Origin of the sequence: Dyella sp. LX-66, from assembly GCF_018599165.1 — a bacterium.
GTDB classification, from domain to species: domain Bacteria; phylum Pseudomonadota; class Gammaproteobacteria; order Xanthomonadales; family Rhodanobacteraceae; genus Dyella_D; species Dyella_D marensis.
The window spans coordinates 250,166-271,867 of record NZ_JAHFVJ010000002.1 but is presented as its reverse complement, the minus strand read 5'-3'; the positions used below and the strand labels follow the sequence as shown (position 1 = coordinate 271,867).

Below are 21,702 nucleotides of genomic sequence, written 5' to 3'. Positions count from 1 at the left end.
TCCAGACTCCGCGTCACCGCGGAAGCCTTCGCAGCTACTACGCCTTACGCACTCACCGGCACCGCGGCCAGCTGCGCCAGGCGGCGCACCGCAACCGAGGCGATCGGGTAGTCCGCGTTCTGCGTGAGGATCTCCGCCAGCATATTGCGCGTGTACTTCAGCGTCGCATCGTCGCGCTGCAGCCATGCCTGCACCGGCGAGACGTCCTTGTTGCCACCGGCCAGCGCCAGCACCTGCAAGGCCAGCGCGCGATGCTGGTGGTTGAGCTCATCCAGCAGCGAACCGCGGGCCTGGGCATGCCAGTGGCCTTCCACCGGCAGCGCCTCGATCTGGCTGCGCAGCCATTCCAGATCCAGCGCCTCGCCCAGCTCGTAGAACACGCCGGCCACCTTGTCCACCGGCTGGCCGCTCTGCTGTGCCACTTCGACCATGTCGAGCATGGCGCGCAGCTCGGGGATGCGGGCCATGCGCACCGACAAGCCGGTGGGGAAACCTAAGCCTTCCCATTTCTCCTGGCTGGTGCCGAAGTCGGCCTTGCCGGTGGGCGTCAGTGCATCGGGCACCGCTTCGTACAACGCGGCGACGCCGGCCTGGTAGCGGTCGACGTTCGCGGCGATTTCCAGCGTGCCGCCCGGACGGCTCAGCAGCCAGCGCGTGAGATGGCGCAGCAGCGACCAGATCTGCATGATCGCATCGAGCTGGGTCTCCTCTGCCACCTTGCTGTCCAGCGCCTCGATCTCCGCCCACAGGTCGCGTGCGCCGAGAATCTCGCGGGCCGCCGTATAGGCCTTGGCGATCGCCGCCGGGCCGTGGCCGGTGTCTTCCTGCATGCGCATCATGAAGGTGGCGCCCATGCGGTTGATCGTCGAGTTGGTCACCGCGGTGGCGATGATCTCGCGCTTCAGGCGATGGCGCTGCATGTGCTCGGCGTACTTCTCGTGCAGCGGCTCGGGGAAGTAGCGCACCAGCTCCTTGGAGAGATACGGGTCTTCCGGCACGTCCGAGTCGAGCAGCTGCTGGAACAGCTTGATCTTGTCGTACGACAGCAGCACCGACAGCTCCGGACGCGTCATGCCCTGGCCGCGCGTCTTGCGCTCGGTCAGCTCCGCCTCGCTGGGCAGGTTCTCGACCTGGCGGTCGAGCAGGCCTTCGCCTTCCAGGATGCGGATGAAGTGGGCCATCGAACCCAGGCGGCGCACCGACTGGCGCTCCATCAGGGTGATCGCCTGGTTCTGGCGATAGTTGTCCCACAGCACCAGCTGGCCGACCTCGTCGGTCATCGCGGCCAGCTGCTGGTTGCGCGCGGCGGTGTCCAGCTCGCCGCGCTGCACGGCGTCGTCGAGCAGGATCTTGATGTTCACCTCGTGGTCGGAGGTGTCCACGCCGGCCGAGTTGTCGATGAAGTCGGTGTTGAGCAGCACGCCGTGCTGGGCGGCTTCGATGCGGCCCTTCTGGGTGAAGCCCAGGTTGCCGCCCTCGCCCACCACCTTGCAGCGCAGCTCGCCGCCATTGACGCGCAGCGCGTTGTTGGCGCGGTCACCGGCGTCGGCATGGCTCTCGCTGCTGGCCTTGACGTAGGTGCCGATGCCGCCGTTCCACAGCAGGTCCACCGGTGCCTTCAGGATGGCGTTGAGCAGCTCGTTCGGCGCCATCTGCGTGACGTCGCCCTTGATGCCCAGCGCGGCGCGCACTTCCGGCGACACCGGCACGGCCTTGAGCGTGCGCGGATAGATGCCGCCGCCGGCGGAGATCAGCGACTTGTCGTAGTCCTCCCAGCTCGAACGCGGCAGCTTGAACATGCGCTCGCGCTCGACGAAGGAACGCTCCGCGTCCGGGTTCGGGTCCAGGAAGATATGGCGATGGTCGAACGCGGCCAGCAGGCGGATATGGCGCGACAGCAGCATGCCGTTGCCGAATACGTCGCCGGACATGTCGCCGATGCCCACGCAGCTGAAGTCCTGCGTCTGGCTGTCGCGGCCCAGCGCGCGGAAGTGGCGCTTGACCGATTCCCAGGCGCCCTTGGCGGTGATGCCCATGCCCTTGTGGTCGTAGCCGTTGGAGCCGCCGGAAGCGAACGCGTCGCCCAGCCAGAAGCCGTGCTCCAGCGAGATGGCGTTGGCGATGTCGGAGAACGTCGCCGTGCCCTTGTCGGCCGCCACCACCAGGTACGGGTCGTCCGCGTCGTGGCGCACCACGTCGTGCGGCGGTACCACCTTGCCTTCGACCAGGTTGTCGGTGATGTCGAGCAGGCCGCTGATGAACATGCGGTAGCAGGCGATGCCCTCGGCCAGCTGCGCGTCGCGGTCGCCGCCGACCGGCGGACGCTTGACCACGAAGCCGCCCTTCGAGCCCACCGGCACGATCACGGTGTTCTTCACCATCTGCGCTTTGACCAGGCCCAGCACCTCGGTGCGGAAATCCTCGCGGCGGTCGGACCAGCGCAGGCCGCCGCGCGCCACCGCGCCGAAGCGCAGGTGGATGCCTTCCACGCGCGGCGCCGACACGAAGATCTCGCGGTACGGCACCGGCTTGGGCAGGTCGGGCACGCGGTGCGAATCGAACTTGAAGCTGATGTAGCCGCGGTGCGCGCCTTCCCACTGCTGGAAGAAGCTGGTGCGCAGGGTGCCGCGGATCAGCGCCATGAAGCTGCGCAGGATGCGGTCGTCGTCCAGGCTGGAGACATTCTCCAGCAGCACGCCGATGGTTTCCTCGATCACCTTGATCTGCTCGGCGCGCGGCTGTGCCAGCGCCCCGACCAGGCCGTCGATCAGGGCCGGATGCGCGTGGCGCACGCTTTCCGGGATCAGCGCCTGCATCTCGCCGGCCAGGGCGGCCTGCGCGTTCTTCAGCTCCACCGCTTCCAGCGCCTCGCGGCGCGGGTCGAACTTGGCCAGGAACAGCTCCACCAGCAGGCCGGCGATGGCCGGATAGCGGTTGAAGGCGTCCTCCATGTAGTTCTGCGAGAACGCCACGCCGGTCTGCAGCAGGTACTTGCAGTAGCCGCGCAGCATGGCGACCTGGCGCCAGCTCAGCTTGGCGCCGAGCACCAGGCGGTTGAAGCCGTCGTTCTCGGCGTTGACACGCCAGATGTGCTCGAAGGCGTCCTCGAACAGGCTGCCGACCTGCTCCACCGAGAACGTGAGGTTGCCCACCGGCTGCACCTCGAAGTCCTGGATGAACAGCGGCGTGCCGCCGGTCTTCACGTCGTACACGTGCTCGGTGAGCACGCGCAGGCCGAGGTTCTCCAGCTGCGGCAGCACTTCGGACAGCGCGATGTCGGCGCCGCTGCGGTAGACCTTGAAGCGCAGTTCTTCCGGACGCTGTTCCGGGTGATAGAACGACATGCGCACCGCATCATCGCCCTTCAGCAGGGCCAGCTGGCGCACGTCCTCGGCGGCGGCGGCGGGCAGCACGTCTTCCACGTAGCCGGCCGGCAGGGCCTTGCCGTAGCGGTTGGCCAGCACCACGCCGTCGTGGTCGCCCATCAGCTTGACCAGGGCGTCGCGCAGGTCGTCGTGCCAGTTGCGCACGATCGCGGCCACGTTCTGCTCCAGCGCCGCGGCGTCGTAGTTCACGTGGTCGCCGATCTTCGGGCGCACCACGATGTGCAGGCGGGCCAGCGCGGCCTCACCCATCAGCACGGAGGAATCGCTCTGCTCGCCGTGCAGCGCGTCGCGCAGCATGTTCTCGATGCGCTCGCGCACCGACGTGTTGAAGCGCTCGCGCGGCACGAACACCAGGCAGGTGAAGAAGCGGCCGTAGCGGTCGCGGCGCACGAACAGGCGCGTGCGGGCGCGCTGGCGCAGTTCCAGGATGCCGATGGCGGTGGCGTAGAGCTCGTCCTCGTTGCTCTGGAACAGCTCGTCGCGCGGCAGCGTTTCCAGGATGTGGCGCAGCGACTTGCCCGAATACGAATCGCGCTTCAGGCCCGAACGGGCCATCACCGCCTCGACGCGCTGGCGCACCAGCGGCACGTCCTGCGGACGCGCCATGTAGGCATTGGAGGAGAACAGGCCGAGGAAGCGCTGTTCGGCCACCGGCTTGCCGCTGGCGTCGAAGCGCAGCACGCCGACGTAATCCATGTGGCCCTGGCGGTGCACGTGCGAGCGCGCATTGGTCTTGGTCAGGATGATCGCGTCGGTCGAGCCGGACTGCGGCAGCTCGCTGGCCACCATGCTGCGCAGCGAACGCGGTGCCACCGAGCGCTCCTGCTTGTGCAGGATGCCGAGGCCGGAGCCTTCCACCGAGCACAGCACTTCGTCGCCGGCGTTCTGGGTGACCTGGTACTCGCGGTAGCCCAGGAAGGTGAAGTTGTCGTCGGCCAGCCAGCGCATGAACTCGACCGCTTCTTCCACCGAATCGCGGTTCAGCGGCAGCTGGCGATTCGGCAGGTCGGCGGCGATGGCCAGGGCCTGGTCGCGCATGCGGCTCCAGTCGGCGACCGAGGCGCGCACGTCTTCCAGCGAGCTCTCGATCTGCGCCTTGAGCTGGGCCATCTCGGCCTCGTCGGCGAGGCGGTCGATCTCGAAGTGCATCACCGACTCGGGCGCGCCGTCGTCGGCGCCCAGGCGCTGCAGGCGGCCGGCGGCATCGCGCGCGGCCTTCACCACCGGATGGATCACCGCGTGGATCTGCAGGCGGGCGGACACGATCATGCTCACCGTGTCGACCAGGAAGGGCATGTCGTCGGTGGCGATCTGCACCACGCTGCGGCCGGCATGCCCGGCCTGCGGATTGAACACGCGCACCGAAGCGCGGCCGGTCTGGCGCTGCTGCACGAACTCGAGCAGGCCGCCGATCAGCGCAGCCCATTCGCTTGCAGTGTGCAGTTCGAGGTCGCCGGCGGCGACGCGGGAGAAAAAGGCGCTGATAAAAAATTGCGCCTCATCAAGGCGCTGGTTGGGGAAACCGGTTTTTTTCAGTTCATCCAGAACTTCAGCCTGGATCGATGTTTCGCTGGCCGCACGAATTGCGTTCATGGCATCTATTGGCAGTGACGGAGATGGGGCAGAAAAGCCGCAAAAGGATACGCTCGCACCAACGCGATAGCCACCTGCATTGCGGCAATCACTTCAGCCTGCGGTTCGGCAAACGATCGTTTTGCGCGAGCGTGCGTGGTGGGTCGATGAGCGATGCGCGTGGATACGCGTGGCGCGTGCGATGAAGCGATGTGTGCGCGTCATCGATCGCGCTGGCATGTCGATGGCGCGAGCGATGCCGCATCGCTTCATCGGCAGCAGGTCTCGCGCTGCTTCGCTGCATCGCAACATGCGAACCCGGCTCCGCAATGAAAGACCCGGGCAAAAATGACAAGCCGATACCCGGAACGCAGCCGCCGCGGCGCGGTCGCCGCCCGCCGGCTTAAGAATTCCTCTGAGGGAACATTCCACCCGGATCGCTACCCGGACCATGCGCCCGCGCACGGTCGCTGTCACACCCCGTCACACCCCCTTCGCGGCGAAAACACGAAGAATTCAGGGCTAGACCATTCGTCAAAGCAAATTGTAAACTGGCCGGTATAGTCAAGCCCGCTGCCTGTCCGGAGCACCGCATGCGTTGTTCACAGCCGTCGTTCAGCCGCAAGCTGACCGGCGGCACTAGGCAGGCATGCTGCGCCACGGAAAGCTACGCGCCTGGCGGCCGATCCGGGGATCGGCGAGACCCGTACACCCGATACCTATAAATGGAGTCCCCATGAAGTCCTCGTCACTGCGCACACCCCTGCTGTGCCTTGGCCTGCTGGCGCTGGCCGCCTGCGGAGGCAAGAAGGAACAAGGCCCGCCGCAGATGCCGCCGCCGGAAGTCGGCGTCGTCAAGGCCCAGGCCGTTTCCGCCCCGCTCAACAAGGACCTGGTGGGACGCCTCTCCGCCTTCCGCAGCGCCGACGTCCGCGCCCGCGTGGCCGGCGTGCTGCTCAAGCGCGTCTATGAGGAAGGCACCGACGTCAAGAAGGGCCAGGTGCTGTTCGAGATCGATCCGTCGGTCTACCAGGCCAACCTGAACTCGGCCCAGGCCAACCTCGCCTCGGCGCAGGCCACCTACGCCAACGCCCGCAAGGCCGCCGAACGCGCCCGCCAGCTGCGTCCGCAGGGCTACGTGTCGCAGGCCGACCTCGACAACGCCGAAGCCAGCGAGCGCAGCTCGTCGGCCGCGGTGAAGCAGTCGCAGGCCTCGGTGGAAAGCGCGCGCATCAGCCTGGGCTTCACCCGCGTCACCGCGCCGATCGACGGCCGCGCCGGCCAGCAGCAGGTTACCGAAGGCGCCATCGTGGGCAACGGCAACGCCGATGCCGGCGCCAGCTCCACCCTGCTCACCACGGTCGACCAGCTCGATCCGCTGTACATCAACTTCACCGTCGGCGCCGCCGACCTCGACCGCCTGCGCCGCGCCCAGACCGCCGGCCACGTGAGCCTGACCGACCCGACCAAGACCACGGTCGACGTGATCCTGCCCGACGGCAGCAAGTACGAGCAGCAGGGCCAGCTCGACTTCTCCGGCGCCTCGGTCGACCCGACCACCGGCACGGTCAACCTGCGCGCGCAGCTGGCCAACCCGGACAAGCGCCTGCTGCCGGGCACCTACGTCACCATCAAGGCGAACCTGGGCCAGCAGAACAACGTGTACCTGGTGCCGCAGCAGGGCGTGGCGCGCGACGTCGCCGGCGCCTACGTGCTGGTGGTGAACCAGGAGGGCAAGGTGCAGCGCAAGGACGTCACCGCCAACGACCTGAGCAACGGCAACTGGATCGTCACCGGCGGCCTCGCCGCGGGCGACCAGGTGATCGTGTCGGGCCTCCAGTCCGTCCAGCAGGGCGCGCCCGCCAAGGCCTCGCCGTGGACGCCGGGCCAGAACGCCGGTCCGCCGAACGGCGCGCCGGGCGGGCAGCCCGCGGCCGGCAAGCACTGACGGGAGTCGACCGACATGCCCAGTTTTTTCATTGACCGCCCGATTTTCGCGTGGGTGGTAGCGATCCTCATCACCATGGTCGGCACGATTGCGATGCTGAACATGGGTATCGAGTCCTACCCCAACATCGCGCCGCCGCAGGTGGTGGTTAACGCCACCTTCCCGGGCGCCAACGCGGATACGGTGGAGAAGAACGTCACCCAGGTGATCGAGCAGCAGCTCACCGGCATCGACCACCTGCTGTACTTCTCCTCTTCCTCGAGCTCCAACGGCTCGGCCTCCATCACCCTCACCTTCGAGACCGGCACCAACCCGGACATCGCCCAGGTGCAGGTGCAGAACAAGGTCTCGCTGGCCCAGCCGCGCCTGCCCACCGCCGTGACCCAGCAGGGCGTGGTGGTGGCGAAGAACAATCCGGACTTCCTGATGTTCGTCTCGTTGGTCTCGACCAACCCGGACATCGACGGCAACCGCCTGGCCGACATCATCGCCTCGCAGGTCGCCGACCAGGTCGGCCGCATTCCCGGCGTGGGCAACACCCGCGTGATCGGCGCCGAGTACGCCGTGCGCATCTGGCTGAACCCGGACAAGCTGCAGGGCTATGGCCTCTCGGCCAGCGCCGTGCGCGACGCCGTGTCCACCCAGAACGTGCAGTTCGCCGCCGGCTCGCTGGGCGCGGATCCGGCGCCGGCCGACCAGGGCTTTACCGCCACGGTGTCGGCGGAAGGCCGTTTCTCCTCGCCCGAGGAGTTCGGCAACATCATCCTGCGCGCCAACAGCGACGGCACCGTTGTACGCCTGAGCGACGTCGCCCGTGTGTCGTTCGGTCCGCAGTCCTACGGCCTGACCTCTACCTGGAACGGCCAGCCGGTCGGCGGCCTCGGCGTGCAGCTGCTGCCGGGCGCGAACGCGCTCGACGTGGCCACCGCTGTGCGCGCCAAGATGGACGAACTGGCCAGGGACTTCCCGCAGGGCGTCACCTGGTTCGCGCCGTACGACACCACCCCGTTCGTGAAGGTGTCGATCAACGAAGTGGTGCACACCCTGGTGGAGGCGATCATCCTCGTCTTCCTGGTGATGCTGATCTTCCTGCAGAACTTCCGCGCCACCGTCATCCCCACCCTGGTCATTCCGGTGGCGCTGCTGGGCACCTTCATCGGCCTGATCGCGCTGGGCTTCACCATCAACCAGCTGACCTTGTTCGGCATGGTGCTGGCGATCGGCATCGTGGTGGACGACGCGATCGTGGTGATCGAGAACGTCGAACGCATCATGACCGAGGAGCACCTCCCGCCGAAGGAGGCCACCCGCAAGGCCATGGGCCAGATCACCGGCGCGGTGGTGGCGATCACCGTGGTGCTGGCGGCGGTATTCGTGCCGTCGGCCCTGCAGGCCGGCGCCTCGGGCGTGATCTACAAGCAGTTCGCGCTGACCATCGCGGTGTCGATGGGCTTCTCCGCGTTCCTCGCGCTGTCGTTCACCCCGGCGCTGTGCGCCACCATGCTGAAGCCCACCCACGACCAGAAGAAGAACGTCGTGTACCGCGGCTTCAACAAGATGTTCGACTGGGTCACCCACACCTACAGCGGCCATATCTCCAGCGCCGCGCGGCATGCGCCGCGGTGGATGATCATGTTCGCGCTGATCACCGCGCTGGCCGGCTTCCTGTACACCAAGCTGCCCACCAGCTTCGTGCCCAGCGAAGACCAGGGCTTCGCGCTGGCCATCGTGAACCTGCCGCCGGGCGCCACCCTCAAGCGCTCCGAGCAGGTGATGGCGGAGATGCGCGAGCGCATCAAGAACAGCCCGCTGAACGACTCGATCGTCGGCATGTACCAGATCAGCGGCTTCAGCTTCGTCGGCCAGAGCGAAAGCGCGGGCATGGCCTTCATCAAGCTCAAGGACTGGAGCGAGCGCAAGATCACCGCCGATCAGCTGATCATGCAGGCCAACGGCGTGCTGCACGGCATCCGCGACGCGCAGATCTTCGTGGTGAACCTGCCGACCATCCGCGGCCTCAGCCAGTTCGGCGGCATCGACATGTACCTGCAGGCGCGTGCCGGCCAGACCCACGGCGAGCTGATGCAGGCCATGGGCATGGTGCTGGGCAAGTCGCAGGGCAACCCTGCCCTGCTCGGCACCCGTCCGAACTCGCTGCCCGACGCTCCGCTGTGGAACCTCAAGGTGGACCGCGTGCAGGCCGAGTCGATGGGCCTGTCGGTCAGCGACGTGTACACCGCGATCCAGCTCACCCTGGCGCCGATCTACGTCAACGACTTCGTCTACGGCGGCCGCGTGAAGCGCGTCTACCTGCAGGCGGACCAGCCGTTCCGCATGAGCCCGGACGCCCTGAGCCACGTGTTCACGCCCAGCGCGCTGGCCAGCACCGGCAGCAGCACCGCGCGGTCGGTCACCAACCCCTACAACATGATCCCGATCTCCAGCGTGGTGCATTCCAACTGGGGCACGGGCTCGCCGGCACTCACCCGCTACAACGGCTACTCGGCGGTTGAAATCGTGGCGAGCGAGGGCCAGGGGTACTCCACCGGCCAGGCCATGGCGGCGCTGCAGAACATCGTCGACAAGGACCTGCCCAAGGGCTTCGGCGCCGACTGGACCGGCCAGTCCTACCAGGAAATCCTGGCGGGCAACTCGGCCACCCTGCTGCTGGTGCTGTCGATCGTGATCGTGTTCCTCTGCCTCGCGGCGCTGTACGAGAGCTGGTCGATCCCGGTCGCGGTGCTGCTGGTGGTGCCGCTGGGCCTGCTCGGCACGGTGGTGTTCTCCATGCTGCGCAGCCTGCCGAACGACATGTACTTCAAGATCGGCATGATCACGGTCATTGGCCTGGCGGCGAAGAACGCCATCCTGATCGTGGAATTCGCGGTGGAACAGCAGCAGCAGGGCAAGTCGCTGTTCGACGCGGTGGTCACGGCGTCCCGCCTGCGACTGCGCCCGATCCTGATGACCTCGATGGCCTTCATCCTGGGCGTGTTCCCGCTGGCGGTGTCGACCGGCGCGGGCGCCAACTCCCGCCATGCGATCGGCACGGGCGTGATCGGCGGCATGCTGTTCGCCACCTTCCTGGGTCTGCTGCTGATCCCGGTGTTCTACGTAGTGGTGCGCCGCGCCCTGGGCGACAAGCTGGACGAGAGCTCGCACAAGGTGCGCCAGGCTCACGGCGGTGGCGGCGACGCACACTCCGGGCACTGATCGCCCTCAAGTCCGCAACCAAGCGAAGCCCCGGCCCTGCCGGGGCTTCTGCTTTAGGCGGACCGAAAAAAAAGCCCGGCGGTGACCCGCCGGGCTTTGCTGTTACGGATTGGCCCGAACGCTCAGCGCAGGCCGGTCTCGGCGCGCGCGATCACCAGGCGCTGGATCTCGCTGGTGCCCTCGTAGATTTCGGTGATCTTGGCGTCGCGGAAATAGCGCTCCAGCGGCATCTCCTTCGAATAGCCCATGCCGCCGTGGATCTGCACCGCCTGGTGGGCGATCCACATCGCCGCTTCCGAAGCGACCAGCTTGGCCACCGAAGCCTCGGTGCCGAAGCGGCCGCCGTGCTTCTCGGTCTGGCCCTTGGTCCAGGCCGCGCGCAGGGTCAGCAAGGTGGCGGCGTCGAGCTTGCACTTCATGTCGGCGATCTTGGCCTGGGTCATCTGGAACGTGCCGATCGGCTGGCCGAAGGCCTTGCGGTCGCGCGACCACTGCAGGGTGGCCTCGTAGGCGGCGCGGGCGATGCCCACCGACTGCGAGGCGATGCCGATGCGGCCGGCGTCGAGCACGCCCATGGCGATGGAGAAGCCCTTGCCCTCGTCGCCCAGCAGGTTTTCCTTCGGGCAGACGTAGTCGCTGAATTCGATCTCGCAGGTGGCCGAGGCGCGGATGCCGAGCTTGGGTTCGGTCTTGCCGGCCATGAAGCCCGGCAGCTGGGTGTCGACGATGAACGCCGACACGCCCTTGGCGCCGATGCCCGGCGTGGTGATGGCGAACAGCACGATGTAGCGGGCCACCGGGCCGGAGGTGATCCAGCTCTTCTTGCCGTTGATCACCCAGTCGCCATTGGCGTTCTTCGTTGCACGCGTGTGCATGGCCGAGGCGTCGGAGCCGGACTGCGGCTCGGTCAGCGCATAAGCACCGATCGCCTCGCCCTGGGCGATGGCGCGCACGTACTTCTGCTTCTGCTCCTCGTTGCCGTGCTTGAGGATGCCGTTGCAGAACAGCGAATTGTTCACCGACATCACGGTGGAGGTGGCCGCGTCGGCCGCGGCGATCTCGATCATCGCCAGCACGTAGGCGATCGGGTCCATGCCGGCGCCGCCGTATTCGTGCGGCACTTCGATGCCCATCAGGCCGAGCTGGCCCATCTCGCGGATGTTCTCCAGCGGGAATTCGCCCCTGGCGTCCAGCTCGGCGGCGACCGGCACGATGCGCTTCTGGGCGAAATCGCGGGCGATGGACTGAATCGAAAGCTGGTCTTCGGTAAAGCTGAAATCCATGGGGGACTCCGGGGGAGGGCAAGGGGAAAAAGCTAGCCCGCTATTTTAGCCGGCGCGGGGAAAAGGCCCGTGTGCGGTGCAACAGAGGGCCTGCCGCCCCGTCCGCCGGCCCGCGCCGGGGCCGCCCTGGAATTTGTCGCTTGACGCCCTCCCGGTCCCGTCCTAGCCTTTTGCATCTTTCCATCGCGATATAAGGATGCGGCATGGATCTCGCCACCGCTTCCAGCGTCCTGCGCCTGCTGGCCGACCCCACCCGGGTGCGCCTGCTGGCCCTGCTCGAACGTGAAGAACTCACCGTCGCCGAACTGGCCGCCGTGCTGCGCCTGGCCCAGCCGCGCGTGTCCACCCACCTGGCCAAGCTGAAAGAGGCCGAGCTGGTGCGCGACCGCCGCGCCGGGGTGTCCGCCTACTACCGCGCCAACATGGAGGGCGACGAGCGCCAGCACGACCTGATCCGCTCGCTGCGCGACAGCATCGACGACGCCCTGCTGCGCGAAGACGCCGACCGCCTGCCCACCGTGCTGGCCCAGCGCGCCGGCGAGGCCGGCTGGGCCGACACCGTGGCCGGCGACATGGAGCGCCACTACTCGCCCGGCCGCACCTGGGAAACCCTGGCCCGCTCGCTGCTGCAGCTGCTGGAGACCGGCGACGTGCTGGACATCGCCTCCGGCGACGGCATCACCGCCGAGCTGCTGGCGCCGCATGCGCGCTCGATCGTCTGCGTGGATTCCAGCGACCGCGTGGCCGAAGCCGCCGCCCAGCGCCTGCAGCCCTTCTCGCACGTGGAAGTGCGCCAGGGCGACATGCACGCGCTGGACCTGGGCGAGCGCCGCTTCGACCTGGTGCTGATGCTGCACGCCCTCACTTATGCCGAGCGCCCGGCCCAGGCCGTGGCCGAGGCCTCGCGCCTGCTGCGCCCGGGCGGCCGCCTGCTGGCGGTGACCCTGGGCCGGCACGACCACCGCGCCGTGGTGGAGCCGTTCGACCACCGCAACCTGGGTTTTTCCCAGGACGAACTCTCCGGCTTCGCGCGCGGCGCGGGCCTGGAAGACATCAGCTGTACCCGCCTGAGCCGCGAGCGCAAGGCACCTCATTTCGAGGTGATCAGCCTGCTCGCCCGCAAGCCGTAAGGAGAACACCCGCATGAGCGCCCTGCCCTGGCTCCACCCCCACCGCGTCGCCCTGCTCGACGCCGCGCTGCGCCAACGCATCCTGATTCTCGACGGCGGCATGGGCACCATGCTGCAGGGCCACCGCCTGGACGAGGAAGGCTTCCGCGGCGACCGCTTCGTCGAAGGCCGCGACCATGCGCACGAGGCGCATCACGACCACCCCGGCTGCGACCTCAAGGGCAACAACGACCTGCTCACGCTGACCCAGCCGGCGATCATCCGCGGCGTGCACGAGGCCTATCTCGAAGCCGGCGCCGACCTGGTCGAGACCAACACTTTCAACAGCACGCGCATCAGCCAGGCCGACTACCACCTGGAACACCTGGCGCACGAGCTGAACCTCGAAGGCGCGCGCCTGGCGCGCGCCGCCTGCGATGCCTGGACCGCGAAGACGCCGCAGAAGCCGCGCTTCGTGATCGGCGTGCTCGGCCCCACCAGCCGCACCGCCTCGCTGTCGCCGGACGTCAACGACCCGGGCTTCCGCAACGTCACCTTCGAGGAACTGGCCGCCAACTACACCGAGGCCGCGGCCGGCCTGGTCGACGGCGGCGCCGACCTGATCATGGTCGAGACCATCTTCGACACGCTCAACGCCAAGGCCGCACTGTTCGCCATCAGCGAACTGTTCCGCCAGCGCGGCGCGCGCCTGCCGGTGATGATCTCCGGCACCATCACCGACCGCTCCGGCCGCACGCTCTCGGGGCAGACGGCCGAGGCGTTCTACTACTCCGTCGCGCATGCGCGCCCGCTCACCGTGGGCCTGAACTGCGCGCTCGGCGCGGCCGACCTGCGCCCGCACGTGCAGACCCTGGCTCAGGTCGCCGACTGCTTCGTCAGCACCCACCCCAATGCCGGCCTGCCGAACGCGTTCGGCGAATACGACGAAACGCCCGAGCAGATGGCCGCGGTGATCGGCGGCTTTGCCCGCGACGGCCTGCTCAACCTGGTCGGCGGCTGCTGCGGCACCACGCCGGCGCACATCAAGGCGATCGCCGAAGCGGTGCGCGACTGCGCGCCGCGCGCCCTTCCTTCCATCGACACCGCCGAAGCCGCCTGATCCGATGAGCACACGCCATACCCGCCTGTCCGGCCTGGAACCGCTGGTCATCACGCCCGACCTGCTGTTCGTCAACGTGGGCGAACGCACCAACGTCACCGGCTCCGCGCAGTTCCGCAAGCTGATCAAGGAAGACCGCTACGAGGAAGCCGTCGACGTGGCGCGCCAGCAGGTGGCCAGCGGCGCGCAGATCATCGACGTCAACATGGACGAAGGCCTGATCGATTCGGAAGCGGCGATGACGCGCTTCCTCAACCTGATCGCCGCCGAACCCGACATCGCCCGCGTGCCGGTGATGGTCGATTCGTCCAAGTGGAGCGTGCTGGAAGCCGGCCTGCGCTGCCTGCAGGGCAAGGGCATCGTCAATTCCATTTCGATGAAGGAAGGCGAGGAGCTGTTCCTCGAACACGCGCGCAAGGTGCAGCAGTACGGCGCCGCCGTGGTGGTGATGGCCTTCGACGAGCAGGGCCAGGCCGACACCTGCGAGCGCAAGGTGGAGATCTGCTCGCGCGCCTATGCTCTGCTCACCGAACAGCTCGACTTCCCGCCCGAAGACATCGTGTTCGACCCGAACATCTTCGCCATCGCCACCGGCATCGAGGAACACAACAACTACGCGGTGGACTTCATCGAAGCCACCCGCGAGCTGAAGCGGCGCTTCCCGCTCAGCCATATTTCCGGCGGCGTCTCCAATGTGTCGTTCTCGTTCCGCGGCAACAACACCGTGCGCGAGGCGATCCACTCGGTGTTCCTGTACCACGCCATCAAGGCCGGCATGGACATGGGCATCGTCAACGCCGGCGCGCTGATGATCTACGACGACGTGCCGGCCGAGCTGCGCGAGCGCGTCGAAGACGTGGTGCTGAACCGCCGCGCCGACGCCACCGAGCGCCTGCTGGAGATCGCCGACAACTACAAGGCGAAGAAAGGCGAGGTGGTGGTCGAGAACCTGGCCTGGCGCGAGAAGCCCGTGCGCGAGCGCCTCAGCCACGCCCTGGTGCACGGCATCGACGCCTTCGTCGAGGGCGACACCGAAGAGGCGCGCCAGCTCTCCGCGCGCCCGCTGGACGTGATCGAAGGCCCGCTGATGGACGGCATGAACGTGGTCGGCGACCTGTTCGGCGCCGGCAAGATGTTCCTGCCCCAGGTGGTCAAGTCCGCCCGCGTGATGAAGAAAGCGGTGGCCTATCTGCTGCCGTACATCGAGGAAGAAAAGGCCCGCACCGGCGACGTCGGCAAGAACAACGGCACCATCGTGATGGCCACGGTGAAGGGCGACGTGCACGACATCGGCAAGAACATCGTCGGCGTGGTGCTCCGCTGCAACAACTTCGAGGTGATCGACCTGGGCGTGATGGTGCCGGCGCAGAAGATCCTGGAGGCCGCGCGCGAGCACAAGGCCGACCTGATCGGCCTGTCCGGCCTGATCACGCCCTCGCTGGAGGAAATGAGCCACGTCGCGCGCGAAATGCAGCGGCAGGAATTCAGCATTCCCCTGCTGATCGGCGGCGCCACCACCTCGCGCGCGCACACGGCGCTGAAGATCGACCCGCATTACAAGGCGCCCACCGTGTGGGTGAAGGACGCCTCGCGCGCGGTCGGCGTGGCGCAGTCCCTGGTCAGCAAGGACCTCGTCGACGCCTTCATGGCCAAGGTGCGCGCCGACTACGAGGAAGTGCGCGAACGCCACCGCAACCGCGGCCCCGGCAAGAGCCTGGTGCCGCTGGAGAAGGCCCGCGCGCAGCGCTACAGCTGCGACTGGGCCGCGTACGAGCCGCCGCAGCCGCGCCAGCCGGGCGTCACCGTATTCGACGACTACGACCTGGCGGAACTGCGCACCTACATCGACTGGACGCCGTTCTTCCAGGCCTGGGAACTGGCCGGCCGCTATCCGGCCATCCTCACCGACGACGTCGTCGGCACCCAGGCCAGCGAACTGTTCCGCGACGCGCAAGCGATGCTCGACCGCATCGTCGCCGAGCGCTGGCTGACCGCGCGCGCGGTGATCGGCTTCTGGCCCGCGGCGCAGGTCGGCGACGACACCGAGGTCTACGGCGATGACGGCCGCAGGCTCGCCATGCTGCGTCACCTGCGCCAGCAGGCGGACAAGCCGGCAGACCGTCCGGACCTCTCCCTGGGCGACTTCGTCGCGCCGAAGGAAACCGGCAAGCGCGACTGGGTCGGCGGCTTCGCGGTCACCGCGGGCATCGGCATCGAGGAACATATCGCCCGCTTCGAAGCGGACCACGACGACTACTCGTCGATCCTGCTCAAGGCACTGGCCGACCGCCTCGCCGAAGCCTTCGCCGAACGCATGCACGAACGCGTGCGCCGCGAGTTCTGGGGCTATGCCCCGGACGAGGCGCTGGATAACGAAGCGCTGATCGACGAAAAGTACCGCGGCATCCGCCCCGCCCCCGGCTATCCGGCCTGCCCCGACCACACCGAGAAAACCACGCTGTTCAAGCTGCTCGACGTCACCGCCAACACCGGCATCGAACTGACTGAGGGCTACGCGATGTATCCCACCGCGGCGGTGTCCGGCTGGTACTTCTCGCATCCGGACAGCCAGTATTTCGTGGTGGGCCGGCTGACCCGCGAGCAGGTCGAGGATTACGCGAAGCGCAAGGGCTGGACTCGCGAGGAGGCGGAGAGGTGGCTGGCGCCGAACTTGGACTACGACCCGGATTGAGGGGGGCGGCGCGGCCGGGTGCCGCTGAACTCTACTTCGCGTGGTCGCGAATGGGCCGCTTATGCAGCGGGCATTCCGGACGCCTGCTCTTTGCTCGTCATTCCGGCGCAGGCCGGAATCCAGTAACGGTATCGTTCGATTGTCGCGTGGCCGCAGACTGGCCGCTTATGCAGCGGGCATTCCGGACGCCTGCCGGCGCCCGGGTCACTTTCTCTTTGCTGGCTCAAAGAGAAAGTAACCAAAGAGAAATAGCCTGAGAGCAACGGCTCGCGACGCGACTAGAAGGAGCAGTGGCGGCTGCGGTAAACGGATTAACCAGAGTCGACACGAGCCGGGGAGCGGTTTCGTGACGTGCGCTTCAACGTGCCGTGGCCGAGAGGATGTTCAGTGACTGAGCCGGCTTTGGTTTTTGCTCCTGTATGCGACACCACCGCACTTCTCCCTCTCCCCTCCGGGGAGAGGGCAGGGTGAGGGGCCGGGCGGAGCACGGCGCTGGATCTCACCTCGACCTGATCTGTAAGGCTTTGCAGACTTTTAGGTCTTTGCGGATGAGGCATACGAACGTTGGGCTCCGCCCGGCCCCTCACCCTGCCCTCTCCCCGGAGGGGAGAGGGGTGAAGTCGTGAGGTAGGCAGGAACGAAGAGCAAGAGCCGGCGCCAGTCCTTGAACATCCTCTTCGCCACGGCACGTTGAAGCACCCGCTACGTAAACGCACAGTCGTTTCGTGTAGACCCAGGTTAATCACGTTACCGCAGCCGCCCACCGCTCCTTCTAGTCGCGTCGCGAGCCGTTGCTCTCAGGCCATTTCTTTTGGGTTACTTTTTCTTTGGGCCAGCAAAGAAAAAGTGACTCGGGCGCCGGCAGGCGCACGAAATGCCCGCTGCATAAGCGGCCAAATCGCGATAACGCGAAAACCAAGCGATACCGCAAAAAGGCCCCGGGCCTCAGGTCTCCTCCGGCCCACCCGGCCGCACCGTCTCCGGCCGGTGTTGCCGCAGATGCGCGAACACGTTGTAAATCGACACCAGCATAGGAAACGCCGTCTGGATGATGCCGACCGAATCGTTCTTGCCCCAGATGAAATAGGCCAGCGTCAACACGCTACCAGCCACCGACAGGTACCAGAACGACATCGGTACCACCACTTTCTTCTGCTTCTTGGTGGCGTAGAACTGCACGAACCAGCGTGCGGTGAACAGCAGCGTGCCGAGCAGGCCGATGACTTTCCACGGCGTCAGCGTGATCAGGTGCAGATTGGCGAGAGCTTCGTGCATGGCGGTTATCCGTACGGGTCAGCCGGGGCATTGTAGGTGTGGACGCGATGGCGCCGCGAAAACACGAAGGCCACCGCGGGGGTGGCCTTCGTGTTTCGATCTGATGGTGGGCGGTACAAGGATCGAACTTGTGACACCTGCCGTGTGAAGGCAGTGCTCTACCGCTGAGCTAACCGCCCGCCGGAAGCGCGAAACTATACGGGGACTTCACCAGCAGGTCAATGCCCGCGGCCGAAGATTCTGAGTCCCGGCGGCCCTACCCCGCCCGCCGCCGCAGCCGGTATTCGTGGCGGCCCACGTAGACCACCGCCGCCAGCACCATCAGGGCCAGCACGTACCAGGTGATCAGGTAGCTCAGGTGGTTGTTGGGGAAACTGGTGACGGTGAGTCCGCCGCGCGGCCAGGCATCGGCCTGCGCCGGGCCGGCGTCCGCGTCGACGAAGAACGGCGCCACCGCACCCAGCCCTCTCGCCTTGGCGATGGCCTGCACGTCGCGCGCATACCAGCGTGCATGCGCGGGGTCGTTATGGCGCAGGAACACTTTCGTCTCGGGCGTACGGAGCAGGCCGGTGACCGTTACCTCGCCCGCGGGGCCGGGCGCGCAGCGTCCGTCGCGGCCGCAGGCCTCGGCCGCCACGAAGCCGCGGTTGACCAGCACGATGGAACCGTCGTCCTGGCGCAGTGGCGTCATCACCCAGTAGCCGCTGCCCAAGGCCGTGCTGGCCGTGACCAGCACCTGCTGCTCGTAGAGGAACGCGCCGGCAAGGCGCACGTGGCGGTATTCGTGGCTGGCCGTGGTGACGGCGGGCCATTCGGACGGCGTGGGCGCGGCAACGGCCGGCGCATGCACACGCTGCTCCACGCGGGCGATCAGCTCGCGCTTCCAGGCCAGGCGCTGCACCTGCCAGGTGCCCAGGGCGATGAAACCGGCAAACGCCACCAGCGCGCACAGCGCCAGCAGCGACAAGGCGAGCGGCCCGCGCGGGCCGCGTTCGGGTGCGCCGGCGGCGCCTAGCCTAGCCATGGCAGCGCCGCCGCGGCGGGGATCACGGCAGGTTCCGCGGATCCATCAGGGCCGGCATCATGTTGTGATTCAGGTGATACATCACCCAGATCGAACCGCTCAACGTGATCAGCACCAGCACCGCGGTAAAGATCAGGGCCAGCATGTTCCAGCCGCCCTCCGACTTCGCGTTCATGTGCAGGAAGTACACCATGTGCACCACGATCTGCACGGCGGCGAAGCCGAGGATCACGAACGCCGTGGCGCTGGGATCCTTCAGGCCGCCGCTCATCACCAGGCCGAACGGCACCGCGGTCAGCAGCACCGCCAGCACGAAGCCGATCATGTAGCCCTTCAGCGAGACGTGGCCGATGCCGTCGTCGTGCTCGTGATGCTCGCCATGGCCATGCTCATCGTGGCCATGTCCGGCATGGACGTCGGTATGCGCGCTCACGGCAGCACTCCCATCAGGTAGACGAAGCTGAAGACGCCGATCCACACCACGTCCAGGAAGTGCCAGAACATCGACAGGCACCACAGGCGGCGCTTGTTCGGCCCGATCAGGCCCTTGCGCTTGACCTGCACCATCAGCGTGATCAGCCAGATGATGCCGCAGCTCACGTGCAGGCCGTGCGTGCCGACCAGGGTGAAGAACGAGGACAGGAAGGCGCTGCGCTGCGGGCCGTTGCCCTCGGCGATCAAGTGCCCGAACTCGTACAGCTCGATGCCGATGAAGCCGGCGCCGAGCAGGCCGGTGATGGCCAGCCACACCAGGGTGGGATTCACCCGCTTGCGCTGCATCTCCAGCATGGCGAAGCCATAGGTGATCGACGACAGCAGCAGCAGCGAGGTATTGAGCGCCACCAGCGGCAGCTCGAACACTTCCGCGCCGGTGGGGCCGCCGGCATAGCTGCGGCCCAGCACGCCGTACACCGCGAACAGGCAGGCGAAGATGAGGCAGTCGCTCATCAGGTACAGCCAGAAGCCCAGCAGCGTGCCGTTCTCCGGATGGTGCTCGGTTTCCTGATGGAACTTCAGCGGCTCGCCGGCGGCCGCGTTCAAGGAGGTCGCGTTAGACATGGCTGGCCAGCTGCTCGGTGCGCGCCGCCTCCACCCGGGCCACGTCGGCGGCCTGGATGTAGTACTCGCGGTTGTAGTTGAAGGTATGCCCGATCGCCACGGCCAGCAGGGACACGAAGGCCACCGCGGCGACCAGCCACATCTGCCAGATCATGGCGAAGCCCAGCACCGTGCTGATGCCGGCCAGGATGATGCCGGCGCCGGTGTTCTTCGGCATGTGGATGTCGATGAACCCCGACAGCGGACGCTTCCAGCCCAGCTGCTTCATCTGCCACCAGGCATCGCCGTCGTGCACCACCGGGGTGAAGGCGAAGTTGTAGGCCGGCGGCGGCGAGGAGGTGGACCATTCCAGCGTGCGGCCGTCCCAGGGGTCGCCGGTGACGTCGCGCAGCTTGTCGCGGCGCAGGAAGCTCACCACGAACTGGATCAGCATGGCGCCGATGCCCAGCGCGATCAGCACCGCGCCGAAGGCGGCGATCTGGAACCAGATCTGCAGCGAGGGATCCTCGAAGTGGCTGATGCGGCGGGTCACGCCCATCAGGCCCAGCACGTACAGCGGCATGAAGGCGAAGTAGAAACCCACCACCCACAGCCAGAACGAGCACTTGCCCCAGAACACGTCGAGCTTGAAGCCGAAGGCCTTGGGGAACCAGAAGTTGATCGCCGCGAACGCGCCGAACAGCACGCCGCCGATGATCACGTTATGGAAGTGCGCGATCAGGAACAGGCTGTTGTGCAGCGAGAAGTCCGCCGGCGGCACCGCCAGCAGCACGCCGGTCATGCCGCCGATCACGAAGGTGACCATGAAGGCCACTGTCCACATCATCGGCAGCTCGAAGTGGATGCGGCCGCGGTACATGGTGAACAGCCAGTTGAAGATCTTCGCGCCCGTGGGGATCGAGATGATCATCGTGGTGATGCCGAAGAACGAGTTCACGCTCGCGCCCGAGCCCATGGTGAAGAAGTGGTGCAGCCACACCAGGTAGGCCAGCACGGTGATCACGATGGTGGCGTACACCATCGAGGTGTAGCCGAACAGGCGCTTGCGGGCGAAAGTGGAGACCACTTCGGAGAACACGCCGAACATCGGCAGGATCAGGATGTAGACCTCCGGATGGCCCCAGATCCAGATCAGGTTCACGTACATCATGGCGTTGCCGCCAAGCTCGTTGGTGAACATGTGGGTGCCGAGGTAACGGTCCATCGACAGCAGCGCCAGCACCGCGGTCAGCACCGGGAAGGCGGCGATGATCAGCACGTTGGTGCACAGCGCGGTCCAGGTGAACACCGGCATCTGCATCAGCTTCATGCCCGGCGCGCGCATCTTGATGATGGTCACCAGCAGGTTCACGCCCGACAGCAAGGTTCCTACGCCGGCTATCTGCAGGGACCATATGTAGTAGTCCACGCCCACATCCGGACTGGCCAGGATGCCCGACAGCGGCGGATACGCCAGCCAGCCGGTGCGCGCGAACTCGCCCACGAACAGCGACGCCATCACCAGCACGGCGCCGGCGGTGGTCATCCAGAAGCTGAAGTTGTTGAGGAAGGGGAAGGCCACGTCGCGCGCCCCGATCTGCAGCGGCACCACGTAGTTCATCAGGCCGGTGACGATCGGCATCGCCACGAAGAAGATCATGATCACGCCGTGGGCGGTGAAGACCTGGTCGTAGTGATGCGGCGGCAGGTAGCCAAGGTTGTCGCCGAAGGAGATCGCCTGCTGCAGGCGCATCATGATGGCGTCGGCGAAGCCGCGCAGCAGCATCACCAGGCCCAGCACCATGTACATGATGCCGATCTTCTTGTGATCGATGCTGGTGAACCATTCGTGCCAGAGATAGCCCCACAGGCGGTACTTGGTGATCACCGCGAGCAGCGCCAGACCGCCGACCAGCACGGCGGCGAAGGTCGCCAGCAGGATCGGCTCGTGGAACGGAATGGCGTCCCAGCTGAGACGGCCGAAGATCAGTTTGGTCAGATCGGGATGGTCAGACATCGTGGACACCCGGGAAGGCGTAATG

12 protein-coding genes and 1 tRNA gene are annotated in these 21,702 nt (G+C 66.9%); 5 read left to right on the top strand and 8 right to left on the bottom strand.

Annotated features, from left to right (window positions below; genetic code table 11):
* Positions 1-44: 44 nt before the first annotated feature.
* The gene (locus tag KK141_RS04820; RefSeq protein WP_214570427.1) at positions 45-4,979 is read right to left on the bottom strand and encodes an NAD-glutamate dehydrogenase domain-containing protein; all 4,935 of its coding nucleotides are present in this window, start codon (positions 4,977-4,979) and stop codon (positions 45-47) included.
* 715 nt (positions 4,980-5,694) lie between these two features.
* Here KK141_RS04820 and KK141_RS04815 point away from each other — a divergent pair.
* A complete protein-coding gene (locus KK141_RS04815; RefSeq protein ID WP_214570428.1) occupies positions 5,695-6,906 on the top strand; it encodes an efflux RND transporter periplasmic adaptor subunit in 1,212 nt (403 codons plus the stop codon).
* A gap of 15 nt (positions 6,907-6,921) precedes the next feature.
* A complete protein-coding gene (locus KK141_RS04810; RefSeq protein WP_214570429.1) occupies positions 6,922-10,119 on the top strand; it encodes an efflux RND transporter permease subunit in 3,198 nt (1,065 codons plus the stop codon).
* 122 nt (positions 10,120-10,241) lie between these two features.
* Here KK141_RS04810 and KK141_RS04805 read toward each other — a convergent pair whose 3' ends face one another.
* Positions 10,242-11,402, bottom strand: a complete 1,161-nt coding sequence (locus KK141_RS04805; RefSeq protein ID WP_214570430.1) for an acyl-CoA dehydrogenase family protein — start codon at positions 11,400-11,402, stop codon at positions 10,242-10,244.
* Positions 11,403-11,605: 203 nt separating this feature from the next.
* Here KK141_RS04805 and KK141_RS04800 point away from each other — a divergent pair, with 203 nt between their 5' ends.
* From KK141_RS04800 to metH, 3 genes are read left to right on the top strand one after another with little or no spacing between them, the layout of a single operon-like run.
* Positions 11,606-12,532 carry a metalloregulator ArsR/SmtB family transcription factor gene (locus KK141_RS04800; protein ID WP_214570431.1) on the top strand — a complete coding sequence of 309 codons (927 nt, stop codon included), beginning with the start codon at positions 11,606-11,608 and terminating at the stop codon, positions 12,530-12,532.
* A 13-nt stretch (positions 12,533-12,545) separates the two neighbouring features.
* Positions 12,546-13,631, top strand: a complete 1,086-nt coding sequence (locus KK141_RS04795; RefSeq protein WP_214570432.1) for a homocysteine S-methyltransferase family protein — start codon at positions 12,546-12,548, stop codon at positions 13,629-13,631.
* A gap of 4 nt (positions 13,632-13,635) precedes the next feature.
* Positions 13,636-16,323, top strand: coding sequence for a methionine synthase (gene metH, locus KK141_RS04790; RefSeq protein ID WP_214570433.1), 2,688 nt, complete (start codon positions 13,636-13,638; stop codon positions 16,321-16,323).
* A 945-nt stretch (positions 16,324-17,268) separates the two neighbouring features.
* On the opposite strand, the gene KK141_RS04785 is transcribed toward metH, so the two are convergent.
* The 6 genes from KK141_RS04785 to cyoB form a co-directional block, all read right to left on the bottom strand.
* Positions 17,269-17,598, bottom strand: coding sequence for a lipid-A-disaccharide synthase N-terminal domain-containing protein (locus tag KK141_RS04785; RefSeq protein WP_167255630.1), 330 nt, complete (start codon positions 17,596-17,598; stop codon positions 17,269-17,271).
* A gap of 104 nt (positions 17,599-17,702) precedes the next feature.
* Positions 17,703-17,777 (bottom strand) — tRNA-Val (locus KK141_RS04780).
* Positions 17,778-17,854: 77 nt separating this feature from the next.
* Positions 17,855-18,622, bottom strand: a complete 768-nt coding sequence (locus tag KK141_RS04775; RefSeq protein WP_214571554.1) for an SURF1 family protein — start codon at positions 18,620-18,622, stop codon at positions 17,855-17,857.
* 22 nt (positions 18,623-18,644) lie between these two features.
* Positions 18,645-19,055: a cytochrome o ubiquinol oxidase subunit IV gene (gene cyoD, locus KK141_RS04770; RefSeq protein ID WP_214571555.1), complete on the bottom strand. Its 411-nt coding sequence runs from the start codon at positions 19,053-19,055 to the stop codon at positions 18,645-18,647.
* On the bottom strand, positions 19,052-19,681 hold the full coding sequence (gene cyoC, locus KK141_RS04765) for a cytochrome o ubiquinol oxidase subunit III (protein ID WP_214571556.1): 630 nt from the start codon (positions 19,679-19,681) through the stop codon (positions 19,052-19,054). The genes cyoD and cyoC overlap by 4 nt, the downstream gene beginning before the upstream one ends.
* Positions 19,674-21,647, bottom strand: a complete 1,974-nt coding sequence (cyoB, locus tag KK141_RS04760) for a cytochrome o ubiquinol oxidase subunit I (protein ID WP_214571705.1) — start codon at positions 21,645-21,647, stop codon at positions 19,674-19,676. Before cyoB ends, cyoC begins: the two co-directional genes overlap by 8 nt.
* Positions 21,648-21,702: the final 55 nt, after the last annotated feature.